Source organism: Microvirga sp. 2MCAF38 (assembly GCF_052115485.1).
Classification (GTDB): domain Bacteria; phylum Pseudomonadota; class Alphaproteobacteria; order Rhizobiales; family Beijerinckiaceae; genus Microvirga.
The window spans coordinates 51,397-67,050 of the sequence record NZ_JBFRGU010000003.1; the positions used below are offsets into that span (position 1 = coordinate 51,397).

A 15,654-nucleotide genomic window follows, 5' to 3' on the forward strand; every position below is an offset into this window, starting at 1 on the left:
TCACAAAAAGAGAGACGAGGCCGTCGTTTCCGACGCCCTCGCTAATCAACGAAAACTTCCTTGAAGCTTCGCAGTTCCAATTTCGGCCGAAGCCTCAGGCGAAATATTCCTGAAGAGCTCGGACTTCAAGATCGCCACCGAGATAGGATTTAATACCCTCTGCGGCCGCGATCGCACCTGCAAGAGTGGTGTAGTAAGGCACCTTATGCAAGAGGGCAGCTTGTCTAAGGCTGCGGGAATCGGAGAGGGCACCAGCTCCCTCGGTTGTATTGATCACCAGTTGGATGTCGCCGTTCTTGATGGCGTCGACCACGTGCGGGCGGCCTTCGAGCACCTTGTTGATGCGGGTCGCCTTGACCGCGTTTTCCTCAAGAAACTTCTGCGTGCCGGCGGTCGCGACGATCTGGAAACCGAGTTCCTGAAGCATGCGCATGGTTGGCAAGATTCGAATCTTGTCCTTGTCGCGGACAGAAACGAAGAGCGTTCCCGTCTTCGGCACAGCGGTGCTCGAGCCAAGCTGGCTCTTGGCGAAGGCCACGCCGAAGCTGCGGTCGAGGCCCATGACCTCGCCCGTCGAGCGCATTTCCGGGCCGAGCAGAACGTCAACGCCCGGGAACCGGGCGAAGGGGAAAACAGCTTCCTTCACGCCGATATGCTGCAACTCCTTCGGAGCCAGGCCGAATTTGGCGAGGCTCTCGCCCGCCATGATGCGGGCGGCGATCTTGGCGACGGGTTCGCCAATGACCTTGGCCACGAAGGGCACCGTGCGCGAGGCGCGCGGGTTCACTTCCAGCACGTAGATGTCGCCATCCTTGATTGCGTATTGCACGTTCATTAGGCCGCCGACATCGAGCGCGAGGGCCAGGGCCTTGGTCTGGCGCTCCAGCTCCGCGAGGATCTCGGGGGAAAGGGAACGCGGCGGCAGCGAGCAGGCGGAATCGCCCGAATGAATGCCAGCTTCCTCGATATGCTCCATGATGCCCGCGATGAAGGTGTCCTTGCCGTCGCACAGACAGTCCACGTCCACCTCAATGGCGTCGGAGAGGTAACGGTCGAACAACAGCGGGTTCTTGCCCAGAACGGTGTTGATCTGACCGGTCTTGTCGTTGGGATAGCGCGCCTTCACGTCGGAGGGGATCAGGCTCGGCAGGGTGCCCAGCAGATAATCCTCGAATTGCGCCTCGTCGCGGATGATCGCCATGGCACGGCCGCCGAGCACGTAGGACGGGCGCACCACGAAGGGCAGGCCGAGATCGGCGGCGATGAGGCGGCTCTGTTCCACCGAATAAGCGATGCCGTTCTTCGGCTGCTTCAGATGCAGTTTGTCGAGCAGACGCTTGAACCGGTCGCGGTCCTCCGCGAGGTCGATGGCGTCCGGCGAGGTGCCGAGGATGGGCACACCCGCTTCTTCGAGCGCATGGGCGAGCTTCAGGGGCGTCTGGCCGCCGAACTGCACGATGACACCATGCAATGTGCCGTTCTGCTTCTCGGTCTCGATGATTTCGAGCACGTCCTCCTGCGTCAGCGGCTCGAAATAGAGGCGGTCGGAAGTGTCGTAGTCGGTGGAGACCGTCTCCGGATTGCAGTTGACCATGATGGTCTCATAGCCCGCATCCTTCAGGGCGAAGCAGGCATGACAGCAGCAATAATCGAACTCGATGCCCTGGCCGATGCGGTTCGGCCCACCACCGAGAATGATGACCTTCTTCTTGTCCGAGGGACGCGCCTCGTCCGCCGGCTGTCCGGCGAAGGGGGCGGTATAGGTCGAGTACATGTAGGCTGTGGGCGAAGCGAATTCCGCCGCGCAGGTGTCGATGCGCTTGAAGACCGGGCGAATGGAAAGCGAGCGGCGAAGGGCGCGCACTTCCGCTTCAGTCTTACCAGCGAGAACCGCGAGACGGGCGTCGGAAAAGCCCATGCTCTTGAGGTGGCGGAACGCGCCAGGGGTCGCGGGCAGGCCGTGCGCCTTTACCTTCGCTTCGAGATCGACGATGGCCTGCAACTGCTCCAGGAACCAGCGGTCGATCTTGCAGCTGTCGTAGACGTCGTCATGGCTGACGCCGAGACGCAACGCCTGCGCGACCTTCAGAAGCCGGTCGGGCGTGGGCGTTCCGAGCGCCGCCTTGATGGCGTTTTTGTCGTCGCCCTTTCCGAGGCCCTCGATTTCGATCTCGTCAAGGCCGGTGAGGCCCGTCTCCAGCGAGCGCAGCGCTTTCTGCAACGATTCCGGCAGCGTGCGGCCGATGGCCATGGCCTCGCCCACCGACTTCATGGCGGTGGTGAGCGTCGGCTCCGCGCCGGGGAACTTTTCAAAAGCGAAGCGCGGAATCTTTGTGACCACGTAATCGATGGTGGGCTCGAAGGAGGCTGGTGTCGCGCCACCGGTGATGTCGTTGGCGATCTCGTCCATCGTGTAGCCGACGGCGAGTTTCGCCGCGACTTTTGCGATCGGGAAGCCCGTCGCCTTGGAGGCGAGGGCGGACGAGCGCGACACGCGCGGGTTCATCTCGATCACGATCATGCGGCCGTTCTCGGGGTTCACCGCGAACTGCACATTGGATCCGCCGGTCTCGACGCCGATCTCGCGCAGCACCGCCAGCGAAGCGTCGCGCATGATCTGGTATTCCTTGTCGGTCAGCGTCAGCGCCGGGGCCACGGTGATCGAATCGCCCGTATGCACGCCCATCGGGTCGATGTTCTCGATGGAGCAGACGATGATGCAGTTATCCGCCTTATCGCGGACGACCTCCATCTCGTATTCCTTCCAGCCGAGTACGCTCTCTTCGATCAGCACTTCGTTGGTCGGCGAGGCATCGAGGCCGCGTTCCACGATGTCGAGGAATTCCTCGCGGTTATAGGCGATGCCGCCGCCCGTGCCGCCCATGGTGAAGGAGGGACGGAGAATCGCGGGAAGCCCGACTTCCGAGAGTGCCAACAGAGCTTCGCCCATGGCGTGCTCCTGATAGCGCTTGCGACGCTCGTTCTCGTTCGCGTCCCACTTGAGCTTGTAGGCGGCAACCATGCGCTTCTTGTCGCCGGGGTGCACGTCGAGCGCTTCGAGGCGCGTGAGTTCGACGAGGTAGGCGTCGCGGTCTGCCTTCTTCAGCGCCGAGGCGTTGGCGAGGCGCGATTTCGGCGTGTCGAGGCCGATCTTCGTCATGGCCTCGCGGAAAAGCTGGCGGTCTTCGGCCTTGTCGATCGCTTCCGCCGTCGCGCCGATCATCTCGATGTTGTACTTTTCGAGCACACCCATCTTCTTGAGGGAGAGGGCGCAGTTCAGCGCCGTCTGGCCGCCCATGGTCGGCAGAAGCGCATCAGGGCGCTCCTTCTCGATGATCTTGGCGACGATTTCCGGGGTGATCGGCTCGATATAGGTGGCGTCAGCGAGATCCGGATCGGTCATGATCGTCGCCGGGTTCGAGTTCACCAGGACAATTCGGTATCCCTCTTCCTTGAGCGCCTTGCAGGCCTGCGTGCCCGAGTAATCGAACTCGCATGCCTGCCCGATGACGATCGGCCCTGCGCCGATGATGAGGATGGAGGAGATATCTGTCCGTTTCGGCATGGGCCCACCTAGGCGTAGCCAGCCGCACGGCCGCATAAGGCGGCGCTTCGAGCGCAGCTGGCTTGGTATCGGATTGAAGGTTGAGAGAGGCTCTTACACGCGCTGACCCGGAGAGGGAAGGGGAAAACGTAGAGGTTACCGAGAAGGGTACGTGACCCCATGCCCTCGAGGCGCTAACGAAAGACGGTGACCATATCCCGCTCCCTCACCCGCCTGGCCCGCCAATTCCTCGCCTTTTTCAGCGTCGGGATCGCGGCGGCCATCGTCCATTACGGGCTCCTGATCGGGCTCGTCGAAAGGGCGGGTCTCGATCCTGTGACAGCGACGCTCGTCGGTTACGTGGCGGGCGGGATCGTTTCATACATCCTCAATCGGCGGCACACCTATGCGAGTGACCGCCCGCACCGGGAGGCGACATGGCGCTTCGCCCTCGTGGCGTTCGTCGGCTTCCTGCTCACTTGGCTTTTCATGCACATTTTCACGGTCACGCTCGAGGGGCCTTACCTTCCCGCCCAGGTCGTGACGACAGGAATCGTGATGTTGTGGAGCTTTCTGGCGCACAAGGTGTGGACCTTCGCTTAATCCAGAGCAGCAGCATGTTCTGAAGATGCAGGTCAGCTTTGCATTCAGCGGGCTCCCTGGCGTGCTTTTTGCAATGCAATATGAGATGGGAGTCTAGGCGTCGAAACGATCCGAAAAGGACTTCGGCCTGGGCAGATCAATCATCAAAGACGCCAGACCCGAAACAGGATTCGAAAGACTCCCATGTCCGACTCTTTGCTTATTGAGAATGTCGCCGGGAAAAGCGCGGAACGCGAGGAGCCACTTCCTCCGCAATCTCTTCTCCAGATCGCGCTGATCGAGCTGGCTCTGGCGGTGGGCAGCTTCGGCATCGGGACAGGCGAGTTCTCAATCATGGGCCTTTTGCCCAACGTTGCCGACGAGTTCGCCGTCACCACACCGCAGGCCGGATATGCGATCAGCGCCTATGCCAGCGGCGTGGTGGTGGGCGCGCCGATCATCGCGGTTCTGGCGGCCAAGCTGCCGCGCCGCACATTGCTGCTGATTCTCATGGCGATCTTTGCGCTCGGCAACGCGGTCAGCGCTCTCGCGCCCACGTTCTCGTCCTTCGTCATCTTGCGTTTTCTCACCGGCCTTCCGCACGGCGCTTATTTCGGCGTGGCCGCTCTCGTCGCGGCCTCGCAAGTCGAACCCAACAAGCGCACGCAGGCGGTAGCGCGCGTGATGACAGGCCTCACCGTGGCGACGCTTCTCGGCACGCCCATCGCCACGTTCTTCGGACAGGCGATGACATGGCGGCTCGCCTTCGGCGCAGTGGGTGTTATCGGGCTTCTGACCGTTGCCCTGATCTGGCTTTTCCTGCCGCAGGACCGCGTCGCGGACGGGGCGAGCCCTCTGCGCGAGCTTGGCGCGTTCAAGCGCAAGCAGGTCTGGTACACGCTCGGGATCGGCGCGGTGGGCTTTGGCGGCCTGTTCTCCGTCTTCTCCTACATCGCTTCGACCGCCACCGAAGTCGCTCACATGCCGGAATCCATGGTTCCGGTCATGATGGCGGTGTTCGGCTCAGGAATGATCATCGGCAACCTCATCGGAGCCTGGCTCGCCGACCGGGATCTGAAGGCCACTATCGCGGGCACGCTCGTCTGTAGCATCATCGTCATGACGCTGCTCTACCTCACCGCGAGCAATCCCTACATGCTGGCGATCTGTGCGTTTCTCGTGGGAGGCAGCGTCGCCATCGGCCCCGCGTTACAAACACGTCTGATGGATGTGGCGGCGGACGCGCAGACGCTCGCCGCGGCGTTGAACCACTCGGCCTTCAACGTCGCCAATGCGCTTGGCGCGTGGCTGGGCGGGTTGGCTATCGCGGCGGGATACGGCTATGCCTCGACCGGCTGGGTCGGGGCGCTGCTCGCTCTCGGCGGATTGGTGGTTCTCGGACTGGCGCTGGCGAGTGAGAAGCGAAGCGCGACCTGCCGTGCCACGCCTTGCACTACCTGATCGCGCTTTACAGCGGCCGCCCGATGAAGGTCATGCGGGCCTGATTGTGCCCGAGGTTGCGCGGCTGGCGCTCTGTCCTGAAGCCCACGTCACGCAAAAGGTCCGCGATCTCCGCTTCACTGTAGGTCGCCAGACCGATCTCCTCGCGGATCTTGCGATAGTCGGAAAAGGCGGTGCGCACGAGGCCGAGAAGAGCGGCGGTGAGAAAGCCACCTTGTCCGGCAAAGGTGAGAAGCGCCTTCGCATCGGTGACGGGGCTCAAGTCCGGTGGAATCACATCGGCGAGAACGAGGCGTCCATCGCTTTTCAGCTTGGCGTGCCAAGTCTTCAAAAGCCGTCGCAGATCTTCGAGCGAGAGATATTGCAGCAGGGAATTCACCACGATCAGATCGAGCGAGCCATCGGGGAGCGAAGTCATGTCCTCCGGCGAGAGAACCTGAATCCGGCTCTCACGTCCGAAGCGTTCGTTCAACCGTTCACGCACGAGAGGCGCGCCGTCGCAGAGATAAAGACGGCCCGCATGGGTCGCGATCCGATCCGCGAACAAGGCCTCGCCGCAGCCGTAATCCATCACCACCGAACGTGGCGAGACGATGAGGCTCAGGATGTCATTGGCGACCTGCCGGTAGTGAAGGAGCTTGTGACGCTCGTTCACATAGATCGGAGTGTCTTGGTTCCAGTAATCGCGCCAGTTCATCGAGGAGAGCCGTGAGAAAGAATTTCGTCCGTCATTCTGTCTCATAGCGCGGCACGACAAAAGCCTCCAGAGCACCTTGAGAGAAAGGCCGGGCAAACGGCCCGGCCTTGGAGTTTATCCCTTCAAGGGCAGGTTGACCTCCGTCAGAAGTTCGGAGGGCGGGGTATCGCGCGGCGTGTTGAGGTAGGTCTCGAAGGCCGGCTGGTTGCTCGCCTCTTCTCCGCTGCCGGGAAGCCAATCGTGGTAGAGCTGATGGTAAACTTCTTCCAGTCCCGTATAGGGGCCCTTGTAGAGAATCGTCGCAACTCGCCCGGCGGAAATCTGTCGAAGCGCGATTCCATCGCCAAGGGGCGTCGCTGGATCGACTTCGAGGCCCGCGTCGGAACGGAGCTGCGATTCCGGAACGCTTCCCGGATCGTCGTAATAAATGCCGATCATACGGCGTGGCCGGTCGAAAAGACCGTGCGTACTCGCCCATACCCCGAGCTTGTCGAAGGCCGTGCCGATATTCTGATAGTCGCCGCGATGGGCGACCGTCGCGAGATGAACGCCGTCGAATTGTTTGACCGTGACGGGAAGCATGATGTCGTCTCCTGTTCCAAAGGGTTGAAACGGAGTGAACCGTGTGCGGAACGCGCCGGGCGGCTCGCCGTGGCCTGAACTGAACGCCCGCGTGAAAGCTTCGACCGAATTGTAACCGGCCCGTCGGGCGATGCGTTCCATGGGATAGGTCGAGCGGGCAAGTTCGCTCGCAGCCCGATGCAGTCTCAGACGACGAACCGTGTCGGCAACGGTCTCACCCAGGATGGATCGATAGATCCGATGGAAGTGGTAGGGCGAGAAACAGGCGATTTCCGCCAGTCGCTCGAGCGAAAGATCGCCGTCCAGATTGTCGGCAATATGGGCGACGACTCTCTCGACCCGGCGGCCGTATTCGAAACGGGTTTTTGTCTTGGTCTGCAGCATGGATCACTCCGAAGCCCGACATTATGGGGTCGGAGTTGATCACGGTTGCGGACTTTCGGCGAGGGGCCGAATTTGTCAGGCCGCCAGAAGCAGTGCGGTCACGGCCCGGTCGATGGAGAGATAGAAGACGGAGAAGGCAAGCGCTCCTGCAATACCGAACTCGATCTTCTCGTTCTTGAGCATGCGCAGGTGCCGGAAGATCTCGCGACCGGAAATGGCCATCAGCCAGGCGATCGTCAGCACCATTGGAAACACGAACAGGAAGGACCACGTGCTCTCGACCTGTCCCGCATAGGCCGGGTCGATCAGGGGACGGATGTTGCGGACCCACGGCGCGTAGAAGGCGGCGAAGATGGAAATCATCCACGCGAGGCCGGAGGCTACTCCGAGATGAAACGTGAACAGGTTATGCAGGCGGGAAAATTGATCCGCTTGAACTTTGCTGGACATTGGAGAAACCCCCAGATCAAGTGACGTATCGTTGAGCTTTTATGGTTAACGATTCGATAACTTGAATTCGGGCCCAAGAGCAATGTCCCGCTTTGTCGCGGATGGGCGATTTCTTCGGCAACACGACTAAGGTTCTAGCCGTGGGGGACCCGGCGAAGGTATCCCTTCGCTGGGCCACTTTTCTAAGCTTGACTGTTCGCCTTGTTGTCTTCGATCAACTTTACGAAACGGTCGAAGAGGTAATGGCTGTCCTGCGGGCCGGGCGAGGCTTCCGGGTGGTATTGCACCGAGAAGGCCGGGCGGTCGGTGAGCGAGATGCCGCAATTGGAGCCGTCGAAGAGGGACACGTGGGTCTCGACGGCGGTTTTCGGCAGGCTCTCCGGATCGACCGCGAAGCCGTGGTTCATGGACGTGATTTCGACCTTTCCGGTGGTCTTGTCCTTTACCGGATGGTTTGCGCCATGATGCCCCTGATGCATCTTCTTGGTGCGCCCGCCGACAGCGAGGCCGAGCATCTGGTGGCCGAGGCAGATGCCGAAGGTCGGCACCTTCTTGTCGAGCAGGGCCTTGATGGTCGGAACCGCATATTCTCCCGTGGCCGCCGGATCGCCCGGGCCGTTGGAGAGAAACACGCCATCGGGCTTGAGGGCGAGCACTTCCTCGGCGGTGGCGGTCGCCGGAACGACGGTGACCTTGCAGCCCGCGCGGGCCAGCAGACGCAGGATGTTGCGCTTCACGCCGTAATCGATGGCGACCACGTGATGCTTGGGCGTGCCCTGATGGCCGTACCCTTCGCCGAGCGTCCAGGTGGTTTCGTCCCAGTCGAAACGTTGCGTGCTCGTCACCAGCGGCACGAGGTCGAGCCCGTCCATGGAGGGGAGGGCGGCCGCCTTGGCTTTGAGGGCGTCGAGATCGAACAGGCCGTTCGGATTGTGTGCGATCACCGCATTGGGCATACCCTTTTCGCGGATGAGCGCCGTCAACGCGCGGGTGTCGATGCCGGTGAGGCCGACGATGCCGCGGGCTTTGAGCCAGGAATCCAGGTGCCGCGAAGCGCGCCAGTTCGACGGATCGGTCACGCTCGCGCCGAGAATGGCGCCGCGCACGCCCGACGACGAGGCGGCGTTGACGCTCTCGATGTCCTCGTCGTTCGTGCCGACATTGCCGATATGCGGGAAGGTGAAGGTGATGATCTGCCCGGCATAGGACGGGTCGGTCAGGATTTCCTGGTAACCGGTCATCGCCGTGTTGAAGCAGACCTCGCCGGTCGCTTCGCCGATAGCGCCGATTCCGAACCCTTCGAGCACCGTGCCGTCTTGGAGCACAAGCACGGCGGTTGCGCGCGGCTCTTCCCAGCCACCAGAGGAGAGCCCCTCGGCGTGTTTGTCTTGCAGCATCGTCATGATCTCTTTAAGTCGAAAGCCCAACGGGCCGCGCTTGAGCGGGCCGCTGTGGCAGCCTCGAAACCGTATTGACGGTGACTTAAGGGGCCGCTCGCGCCACGTCAACGCTCAAGCGCCTATCATATAAAGGAAATGAGCCATGCGCGAACGCTTTACGACCGAAATGAAGGAAGCCATGAAGGCCGGCGACAAGCGCAAGCTCGGAACCGTGCGCCTCATTCAGGCGGCCCTCAAGGATAAGGACATCGAGGCGCGCGGCGCGGGCAAGGGCCAGGCGACCGAGGACGAAATCCTCGCGCTCCTGCAAAAGATGATCAAGCAGCGCCAGGAATCGATCACCATGTACGAGCAGGGCGGACGGCCCGAGCTTGCGCAGCAGGAAAAGGAAGAGGCCGACATCATCGCCACCTTCCTGCCGAAACAGATGGACGAGGCCGAGACGACAGCCGCCATTCAAGCCGCCATTGCCGAGACGGGCGCCGCCTCCATGAAGGACATGGGCAAGGTGGTCGGCCTGCTGCGCGGAAAGTACGCGGGCCGCATGGATTTTGCCAAAGCGAGCGGGCTCGTGAAGGATCTGCTGCCGAAAGGCTGAGCGACGAGGCGTCATCCCGGACGCCATCGGCGATCCGGGATCGCACCAGCATGGCGCTTCTCCGTCTCGCGATCCCGGATTCCGCTGCGATGACGGGCCTATACACAGCCTCACCTTGGGGAGGCCGTCAGGCCGTCTCGAAGGGCGAGGCGTCTCCAGGGTGCGCTGGACCCTCCTTGGAGACGGTCACTATGCGGCATCCTCAGGGTGAGGTCGGAGTGAACGGCGCGCGGCTTCGCCATCCTCCACCGTCATGCCCGGACTTGATCCGGGCACCCACGTTTTGGACTGGGTACGCAGCAGGGAGGAAAGGCATGGATAGCCGGGACGAGCCGGCCATGACGCGGAGGTGCCAAGCCCGGTGCCTTACCTCTCCCGGATCTCGGGTGTTCCCGAGATCCGCTCGTTTTGCGCAAGTCGGGAGCACCCGACTTGCGATGGGAGAGGTCGAGCGAAGCGAGGGTGAGGGGTTACAGGTTCATCCGGAAAGGTCGCAACCCCCTCTCCCACAGGGAGAGGGGGTTGCGTCGCGCGTGATCATAAAACCTCCACCGTCATTCCGGGGCCGCGAAAGCGGAGCCCGGAATCCAGAGCCGCCGAGAGCGGTAGAGAAGGTGCGGCAGAAGCCGTCGAGCCTTCTTCGGAAACGCCAGCGGCTATGGGTTCCGGGCTCGTGCTAACGCACGCCCCGGAATGACGGCGGAAGGAGTCATGACGGCGAAAGAAATCGCGCCTCAGTTATCGAGGAAGCTCCGTAGCTTCCGGCTTCGCGAGGGATGCTTCAACTTACGCAAAGCCTTCGCCTCGATCTGACGGATACGTTCGCGTGTCACCGAGAATTGCTGGCCGACTTCTTCCAGCGTGTGGTCGGTGTTCATGCCGATGCCGAAGCGCATGCGCAGCACGCGCTCTTCACGCGGCGTGAGCGAGGCGAGCACGCGGGTCGTGGTCTCGCGCAGGTTCGACTGGATCGCGGCGTCGATGGGCAGGATCGCCATCTTGTCCTCGATGAAGTCGCCGAGATGTGAATCCTCCTCGTCGCCGATGGGCGTCTCAAGTGAGATCGGCTCCTTGGCGATCTTGAGAACCTTGCGCACCTTTTCCAGCGGCATGGCGAGCTTCTCAGCCAGCTCCTCCGGGGTCGGCTCGCGGCCGATCTCGTGCAGCATCTGGCGCGACGTGCGGACGATCTTGTTGATCGTCTCGATCATGTGCACCGGGATACGGATCGTGCGGGCCTGATCCGCGATGGAGCGCGTGATCGCCTGACGAATCCACCACGTGGCGTAGGTCGAGAACTTGTAGCCGCGACGATACTCGAACTTATCGACCGCCTTCATGAGGCCGATATTGCCTTCCTGGATCAAGTCCAGGAATTGCAGGCCGCGGTTCGTGTACTTCTTGGCGATCGAGATCACGAGACGCAGGTTCGCCTCGATCATTTCCTTCTTCGCCTGACGGGCCTCGCGCTCGCCCTTCTGCACCATCATGACGATGCGGCGGAACTCCTGGATTTCCAGGCCCGTTTCGGAGGCGAGGTTGTGGATCTGCTCACGCAGGTCGTGAATCTGATCCTTGCCCTTGGCGACGAAGTCCTTCCAGCCGCGGCCACCGAGCTTGGAGACGCGCAGCACCCATTTCGGGTCGAGTTCCCAGCCCTGGTAATGCTTGAGGAATTCCTCGCGCGCGACGCCGTGGCTCTCGGCAAAGCGCATCAGGCGGCCCTCATGGGAGATCAGCCGCTTGTTGATGTCGTAAAGCTGCTCGACCAACGCCTCGATGCGGTTGTTGTTGAGCGAGAGCGACTTCACGCTCGTGACGATGTCGCTCTTGAGCGTCTTGTACTTGCGCTCCTGCGCCGGGGTCAGCTGCTTGTTCTGCAAGCGCTGTTCCACATGCTCCACCTGGAGGCGGCGCAGTTTCTTGTAGTTGTCGGCGATGGAATCGAAGGTTTCGAGAACGCGCGGCTTCAACTCGGCTTCCATGGCCGAGAGCGACACGTTGTTCTCGAGATCGTCGTCGTCCATCTCGCCTTCCGGCGGAGTGGCGCCATCGCCCTCTTCCGTCGCGGCTTCTGCCTCGGCCTCGCCGTCACCCAGAGCATCCACCTTGGGCGCGCCCTTGCCGTCAGGGCCGGCATAGGTGGCTTCGAGATCTATGATGTCGCGCAGAAGCACCCGGCCTTCGACGAGTTCGTCGCGCCAGATGATGATGGCCTGGAAGGTCAGCGGGCTCTCGCAGAGGCCCGCGATCATGGCCTCGCGGCCGGCCTCGATACGCTTGGCGATGGCAATTTCGCCCTCGCGGGAGAGAAGCTCCACCGAGCCCATCTCGCGCAGGTACATGCGGACCGGATCGTCGGTACGGTCGGTCGGCTCCTTCGCCGTGGTCTCGCGCACCGCGACGGCGCGCGACGGCGCCGCCTCGACGAGGTCGCCGCCCTCGGCTTCATCCTCTTCGGCCTCGGCCTTCTCGCCCTCTTCGGCCTCTTCCGATTCGACGACGTTGATGCCCATCTCGGAGAGCTGGCCCAGCACGTCCTCGATCTGCTCCGAGGAGAACTCCTCGGAAGGCAGAACCTCGTTCAACTCGTCATATGTCACATAGCCGCGCTTCTTCGCGAGCTTGACCATCCGCTTTACGGCGGCATCGCTGAGATCGAGAAGAGGTCCGTCGGTCTGTTGCTCCGGAGCCGCTGTCTCGCCTTCGTCCCGTTCGGTTGCCTTCGTCGCCATACTTCGCTCTGCTCCAGCGTATCTCCCTGGGCCGGTGCCCGGTAATACGCGAATGGGCGGAGAAGCGGAGCCGCTTCACCACCCGAATAGAATTCCGTTCATAAACGGTCCATCTTTGACGAACCGTTAGCCCCGGCTCCCACACGAGCCATTGGAGATCCTCGCCGCCCTGACCCCCGCGTCCGGGGCATCATGGGTCGCGGTGAACAACTCCATTATCCAGATCGGCCTCAGCCCCCTCTACCGAAGACAATTGGTTTTGGACCTCTCGCATCCAGGCGAGATCGGCCTCGTTGTCTTCTTCGGCAAGCGCGCGTTCGGCAGCCCGAAGTTCGCTATGTAACGTGCGTGCGCGGCGATGCAAGGTGATTGCTTGTCGTAATGCGTCCTCAAGCCGCAATCGGTCGGCGTGCGGATCGAGAACCCAGCGGTCGCCGGGGCGAACCAGGACCATCAGACGCTCGGCGGGCTCGGTGAGGTTTGCCCGCTCCAACCGGGTCTGCATCACGGCGTCGTCGGCAGCCCCGCCTCCCGCGGCTCCATCGAGGAGAACGCGCCGGATGAGGTGGGCGCTGTGTCCCTCAAGGTCAAGATCCGCAAGGGTTTCCACGTGATCGTGCAGCAGATCCGGATGCTTCAGGAAGGCACAGAGGATCATCGCCTCGCGGGCCGATCCGGCCGTCGCGCCCGTGAAAAGAGGGCTGCGCGCGAGCACCGGACTGACGCTCAAACGGGCGTTCGGCGTCGTTTTGGGCTGACCCCAACGCTCCTTCCGGCCGCCTTTGTCGCGGCGACCGAATCGACCGGCCCCGGAATCGGGAGAGAGGGCCGAAAGGCGCGTTTCGACCTCTTCCCGGTAGTATCGTTTCAGAGTCTCGTCGCGAATCAGTGCAAGTGATTCGCGCAAGCGCCGCTCCAGAGCCGCACGACGCTCCGGCGTATCGAGCGGCCCGGCCTCGATCTCCCGCGCCCAGAGAATATCGACCAGAGGCCGCGCCCCCGATATCACCCGCTCGATGGCGACCGATCCGCCGGAACGGGCGAGATCGTCAGGATCCTGCCCTTCGGGAAGAAGCGCGAACCGCAGGGATTTGCCGGGGCTCAGGTTCGGCAGGGCGATGTCGAGCGCCCGGTAGGCCGCCCGCCGCCCGGCCTTGTCGCCGTCGAAGCACAGGGTCGGCTCATCCGACATGCGCCAGAGCAGGGTCAGCTGGTCTTCCGTCAGCGCCGTGCCGAGGGGCGCGACCGCGTTCGCGAACCCCGCCGCGTTCAGGGAAATGACGTCCACATAGCCCTCGACCGCGATGACCGTGCCGCGATCATGGGCCGGAACCCGGGCCATGTGGTAATTGTAGAGAAGCCGCCCCTTGTTGAAGAGCGGGGTATCCGGCGAATTCAGGTATTTCGCGGGCACGTCCGCACTGAGCGCGCGCCCGCCGAAGGCAACCACACGCCCGCGCACGTCGCAGATGGGAAACATGACCCGGTCGCGAAAGCGGTCATAGGGGACCTTCACGTCCTCGCCCGTTACGAGGAGCCCGGCCTCCTCCATCATCTCGCTCGGCACGCCCTTTTCAGCAAGGTGATCCCGCAAGGAAAACCGGTCCGCCGGGGCATAGCCGATGCGGAAACGCGCCTGCGTCTCGGCGCTGAGCGAGCGTCCCGCGAGGTAGTCCCGCGCCTTGGCCCCGAACCTTCCCTGAAGCGACGCCTCGAAGAACTGCGCCGCCAATTCCATGACGTCATGGAGATTCTTGCGCTTGACCTCGGCGACCTGCTCCTCGCGCGACACCTTCGGCAGCGCGACGCCGGCCTCCGCCGCCAGTCGCTCCACGGCCTCGGGGAAGGAGAGCCCCTCCGTCTCCATGAGGAATTTGAAGATGTCGCCGTGCTTGCCGGACGAGAAGCAGTGATAAAACTGCTTCTGATCGTTCACGTAGAAGGACGGCGTCTTCTCCGCATTGAACGGCGACAGCCCCTTCCATTCCCGCCCCGCCTTCTTGAGACGCACGCGCTTGCCGACGACCGCTGAGGCCGGCAGCCGGGCGCGAATCTCATCGAGGATGTTCGGCGGGTAACGCACGAAGCGATGTCTCCAAATGTCTTGAATAAACTAAGGAGCGGCAACAAAGAATGAACCCCGCCCGCTTGGTCCCGCAATCCACAGGGCTCGGTCAATAGAGCCGACCGGCCCGGATGCCTAGCCCCATGGGCCAGAGCGTCGCAACATGGGCCACAGCCCGCGCGCCTTCACCATCCGCCATTCCGAACGCTTCCCCGTCATTCCGGGACTGCGCGCCGTTCACTCCGACCTCATCCTGAGGATGCCGAAGGCTGCGTCTCGAAGGAGGGTCCAGCGGGCACTGGAGACGCCTCGCCCTTCGAGACGGCCTTTGGCCTCCTCAGAGTGAGGCTGCGCAGAAGCTCGTCATTCCGGGGGCGCGCAACGCGCGAGCCCAAAAACCCATAACCGCTGACGATAGCGAATATGGTGCAGCGACAATCGCTGCGTTTTTTCGGAATTGTCAGCTATGGGTTTCCCCGCTTTGCGTGGCCCTTCGGGTCGGGCTCCGCTGCGCGGCCCCGGAATGACGGCCGTGTGCGAGTTCATGCCTTCACCTTGGCGAGGGCTCGCACAATCTCCAGGGCCTGACGGCGCAGGTCAGAGCGGCCGATGGTGGTGAAGGCTTGCAGCAGAGGCAGGCTATCCGGCGTGTCGAGCGCGACCATCAGCGATCCCTCGGCCTGATCGTCCGCGTCGTAGAAGGACGCGACCGGCACGCTCAAGACCCGCGCGATCTCCTGCAGGCGGCCCGCTCCGATGCGGTTCGTGCCCCGCTCATATTTCTGCACCTGTTGGAAGGTGATCCCGAGCGCATCGGCCAATTTCTCTTGGCTCAATCCGATAGCGATGCGCATCAGGCGCACGCGCTGACCGATGCGCCGGTCGGCCTGACTCGGCGCTTTGGCGGCGTTTGGGTGAGCGCTTGGCGCTCTGGCGCGGTTGGGCGACATGCTCATAAAAACTCCCCCGTGGGTGGCGACCACCAGCACAGCCGCTGGTGGTCGGGGAGTTCAGAAACCGCCAGTAGACGGCTGCGATGACCTTTAGGCTTTCGCCCTGGACATGCGCCATCGCCTCCCCGGCCATAGGCTGGGAAGGCATCGTTAGCGGCCGATGCCGGGCCGCTACTGGAGGGGTTCTGACACCCCAGAACCGG

Annotated in this window: 12 protein-coding genes; 3 read left to right on the forward strand and 9 right to left on the reverse strand. The window is 62.7% G+C overall.

Annotated features, from left to right (window positions below):
* Positions 1 to 94 precede the first annotated feature (94 nt).
* Positions 95 to 3,565, reverse strand: coding sequence for a carbamoyl-phosphate synthase large subunit (gene carB, locus AB4072_RS07175; RefSeq protein WP_441966654.1), 3,471 nt, complete (start codon positions 3,563 to 3,565; stop codon positions 95 to 97).
* A gap of 186 nt (positions 3,566 to 3,751) precedes the next feature.
* Between carB and AB4072_RS07180 the strand changes: the two genes are divergently transcribed.
* Positions 3,752 to 4,147 (forward strand): GtrA family protein, encoded by a 396-nt coding sequence (locus AB4072_RS07180; RefSeq protein WP_441966655.1) that lies wholly within the window; start codon positions 3,752 to 3,754, stop codon positions 4,145 to 4,147.
* A 183-nt stretch (positions 4,148 to 4,330) separates the two neighbouring features.
* Positions 4,331 to 5,587, forward strand: coding sequence for an MFS transporter (locus AB4072_RS07185; protein WP_441966657.1), 1,257 nt, complete (start codon positions 4,331 to 4,333; stop codon positions 5,585 to 5,587).
* Positions 5,588 to 5,594: 7 nt separating this feature from the next.
* Here AB4072_RS07185 and AB4072_RS07190 read toward each other — a convergent pair whose 3' ends face one another.
* The 4 genes from AB4072_RS07190 to carA all read right to left on the reverse strand — a co-directional run bounded on the left by AB4072_RS07190 (position 5,595) and on the right by carA (position 9,097).
* Entirely contained in the window at positions 5,595 to 6,284 is a 690-nt protein-coding gene (locus AB4072_RS07190) for a class I SAM-dependent methyltransferase (protein WP_441966659.1), read from the reverse strand.
* A 114-nt stretch (positions 6,285 to 6,398) separates the two neighbouring features.
* Complete coding sequence (locus AB4072_RS07195) at positions 6,399 to 7,250, reverse strand: AraC family transcriptional regulator (RefSeq protein WP_441966661.1); 852 nt, start codon at positions 7,248 to 7,250, stop codon at positions 6,399 to 6,401.
* 75 nt (positions 7,251 to 7,325) lie between these two features.
* The gene (locus AB4072_RS07200) at positions 7,326 to 7,700 is read right to left on the reverse strand and encodes a hypothetical protein (protein WP_441966662.1); all 375 of its coding nucleotides are present in this window, start codon (positions 7,698 to 7,700) and stop codon (positions 7,326 to 7,328) included.
* 182 nt (positions 7,701 to 7,882) lie between these two features.
* Positions 7,883 to 9,097, reverse strand: coding sequence for a glutamine-hydrolyzing carbamoyl-phosphate synthase small subunit (gene carA, locus AB4072_RS07205; RefSeq protein ID WP_441967252.1), 1,215 nt, complete (start codon positions 9,095 to 9,097; stop codon positions 7,883 to 7,885).
* A gap of 145 nt (positions 9,098 to 9,242) precedes the next feature.
* Between carA and AB4072_RS07210 the strand changes: the two genes are divergently transcribed.
* Positions 9,243 to 9,698 carry a GatB/YqeY domain-containing protein gene (locus tag AB4072_RS07210; RefSeq protein WP_441966663.1) on the forward strand — a complete coding sequence of 152 codons (456 nt, stop codon included), beginning with the start codon at positions 9,243 to 9,245 and terminating at the stop codon, positions 9,696 to 9,698.
* Positions 9,699 to 10,432: 734 nt separating this feature from the next.
* Here the strand turns inward: AB4072_RS07210 and rpoD are convergent.
* From rpoD to AB4072_RS07230, 4 genes are all read right to left on the reverse strand, one after another.
* Positions 10,433 to 12,433, reverse strand: coding sequence for an RNA polymerase sigma factor RpoD (gene rpoD / locus AB4072_RS07215; RefSeq protein WP_441966665.1), 2,001 nt, complete (start codon positions 12,431 to 12,433; stop codon positions 10,433 to 10,435).
* Between the two features lie 190 nt (positions 12,434 to 12,623).
* Complete coding sequence (gene dnaG, locus AB4072_RS07220) at positions 12,624 to 14,516, reverse strand: DNA primase (RefSeq protein WP_441966666.1); 1,893 nt, start codon at positions 14,514 to 14,516, stop codon at positions 12,624 to 12,626.
* Positions 14,517 to 14,607: 91 nt separating this feature from the next.
* Positions 14,608 to 14,739, reverse strand: a complete 132-nt coding sequence (locus tag AB4072_RS07225) for a hypothetical protein (protein ID WP_441966668.1) — start codon at positions 14,737 to 14,739, stop codon at positions 14,608 to 14,610.
* Between the two features lie 301 nt (positions 14,740 to 15,040).
* Positions 15,041 to 15,454, reverse strand: a complete 414-nt coding sequence (locus AB4072_RS07230) for a helix-turn-helix domain-containing protein (RefSeq protein ID WP_441966670.1) — start codon at positions 15,452 to 15,454, stop codon at positions 15,041 to 15,043.
* Between the last annotated feature and the right edge of the window lie 200 nt (positions 15,455 to 15,654).

Excerpts from the sequence above, each read along its gene's own strand:
- AB4072_RS07230 (WP_441966670.1), bottom strand. The coding sequence starts at position 15,454 with ATGAGCATGTCGCCCAACCGCGCCAGAGCGCCAAGCGCTCACCCAAAC.
- AB4072_RS07190 (WP_441966659.1), bottom strand. The coding sequence starts at position 6,284 with ATGAACTGGCGCGATTACTGGAACCAAGACACTCCGATCTATGTGAAC.
- AB4072_RS07185 (WP_441966657.1), top strand. The coding sequence starts at position 4,331 with ATGTCCGACTCTTTGCTTATTGAGAATGTCGCCGGGAAAAGCGCGGAA.
- AB4072_RS07195 (WP_441966661.1), bottom strand. The coding sequence starts at position 7,250 with ATGCTGCAGACCAAGACAAAAACCCGTTTCGAATACGGCCGCCGGGTC.
- carA (WP_441967252.1), bottom strand. The coding sequence starts at position 9,097 with ATGCTGCAAGACAAACACGCCGAGGGGCTCTCCTCTGGTGGCTGGGAA.
- AB4072_RS07210 (WP_441966663.1), top strand. The coding sequence starts at position 9,243 with ATGCGCGAACGCTTTACGACCGAAATGAAGGAAGCCATGAAGGCCGGC.
- carB (WP_441966654.1), bottom strand. The coding sequence starts at position 3,565 with ATGCCGAAACGGACAGATATCTCCTCCATCCTCATCATCGGCGCAGGG.
- AB4072_RS07200 (WP_441966662.1), bottom strand. The coding sequence starts at position 7,700 with ATGTCCAGCAAAGTTCAAGCGGATCAATTTTCCCGCCTGCATAACCTG.
- rpoD (WP_441966665.1), bottom strand. The coding sequence starts at position 12,433 with ATGGCGACGAAGGCAACCGAACGGGACGAAGGCGAGACAGCGGCTCCG.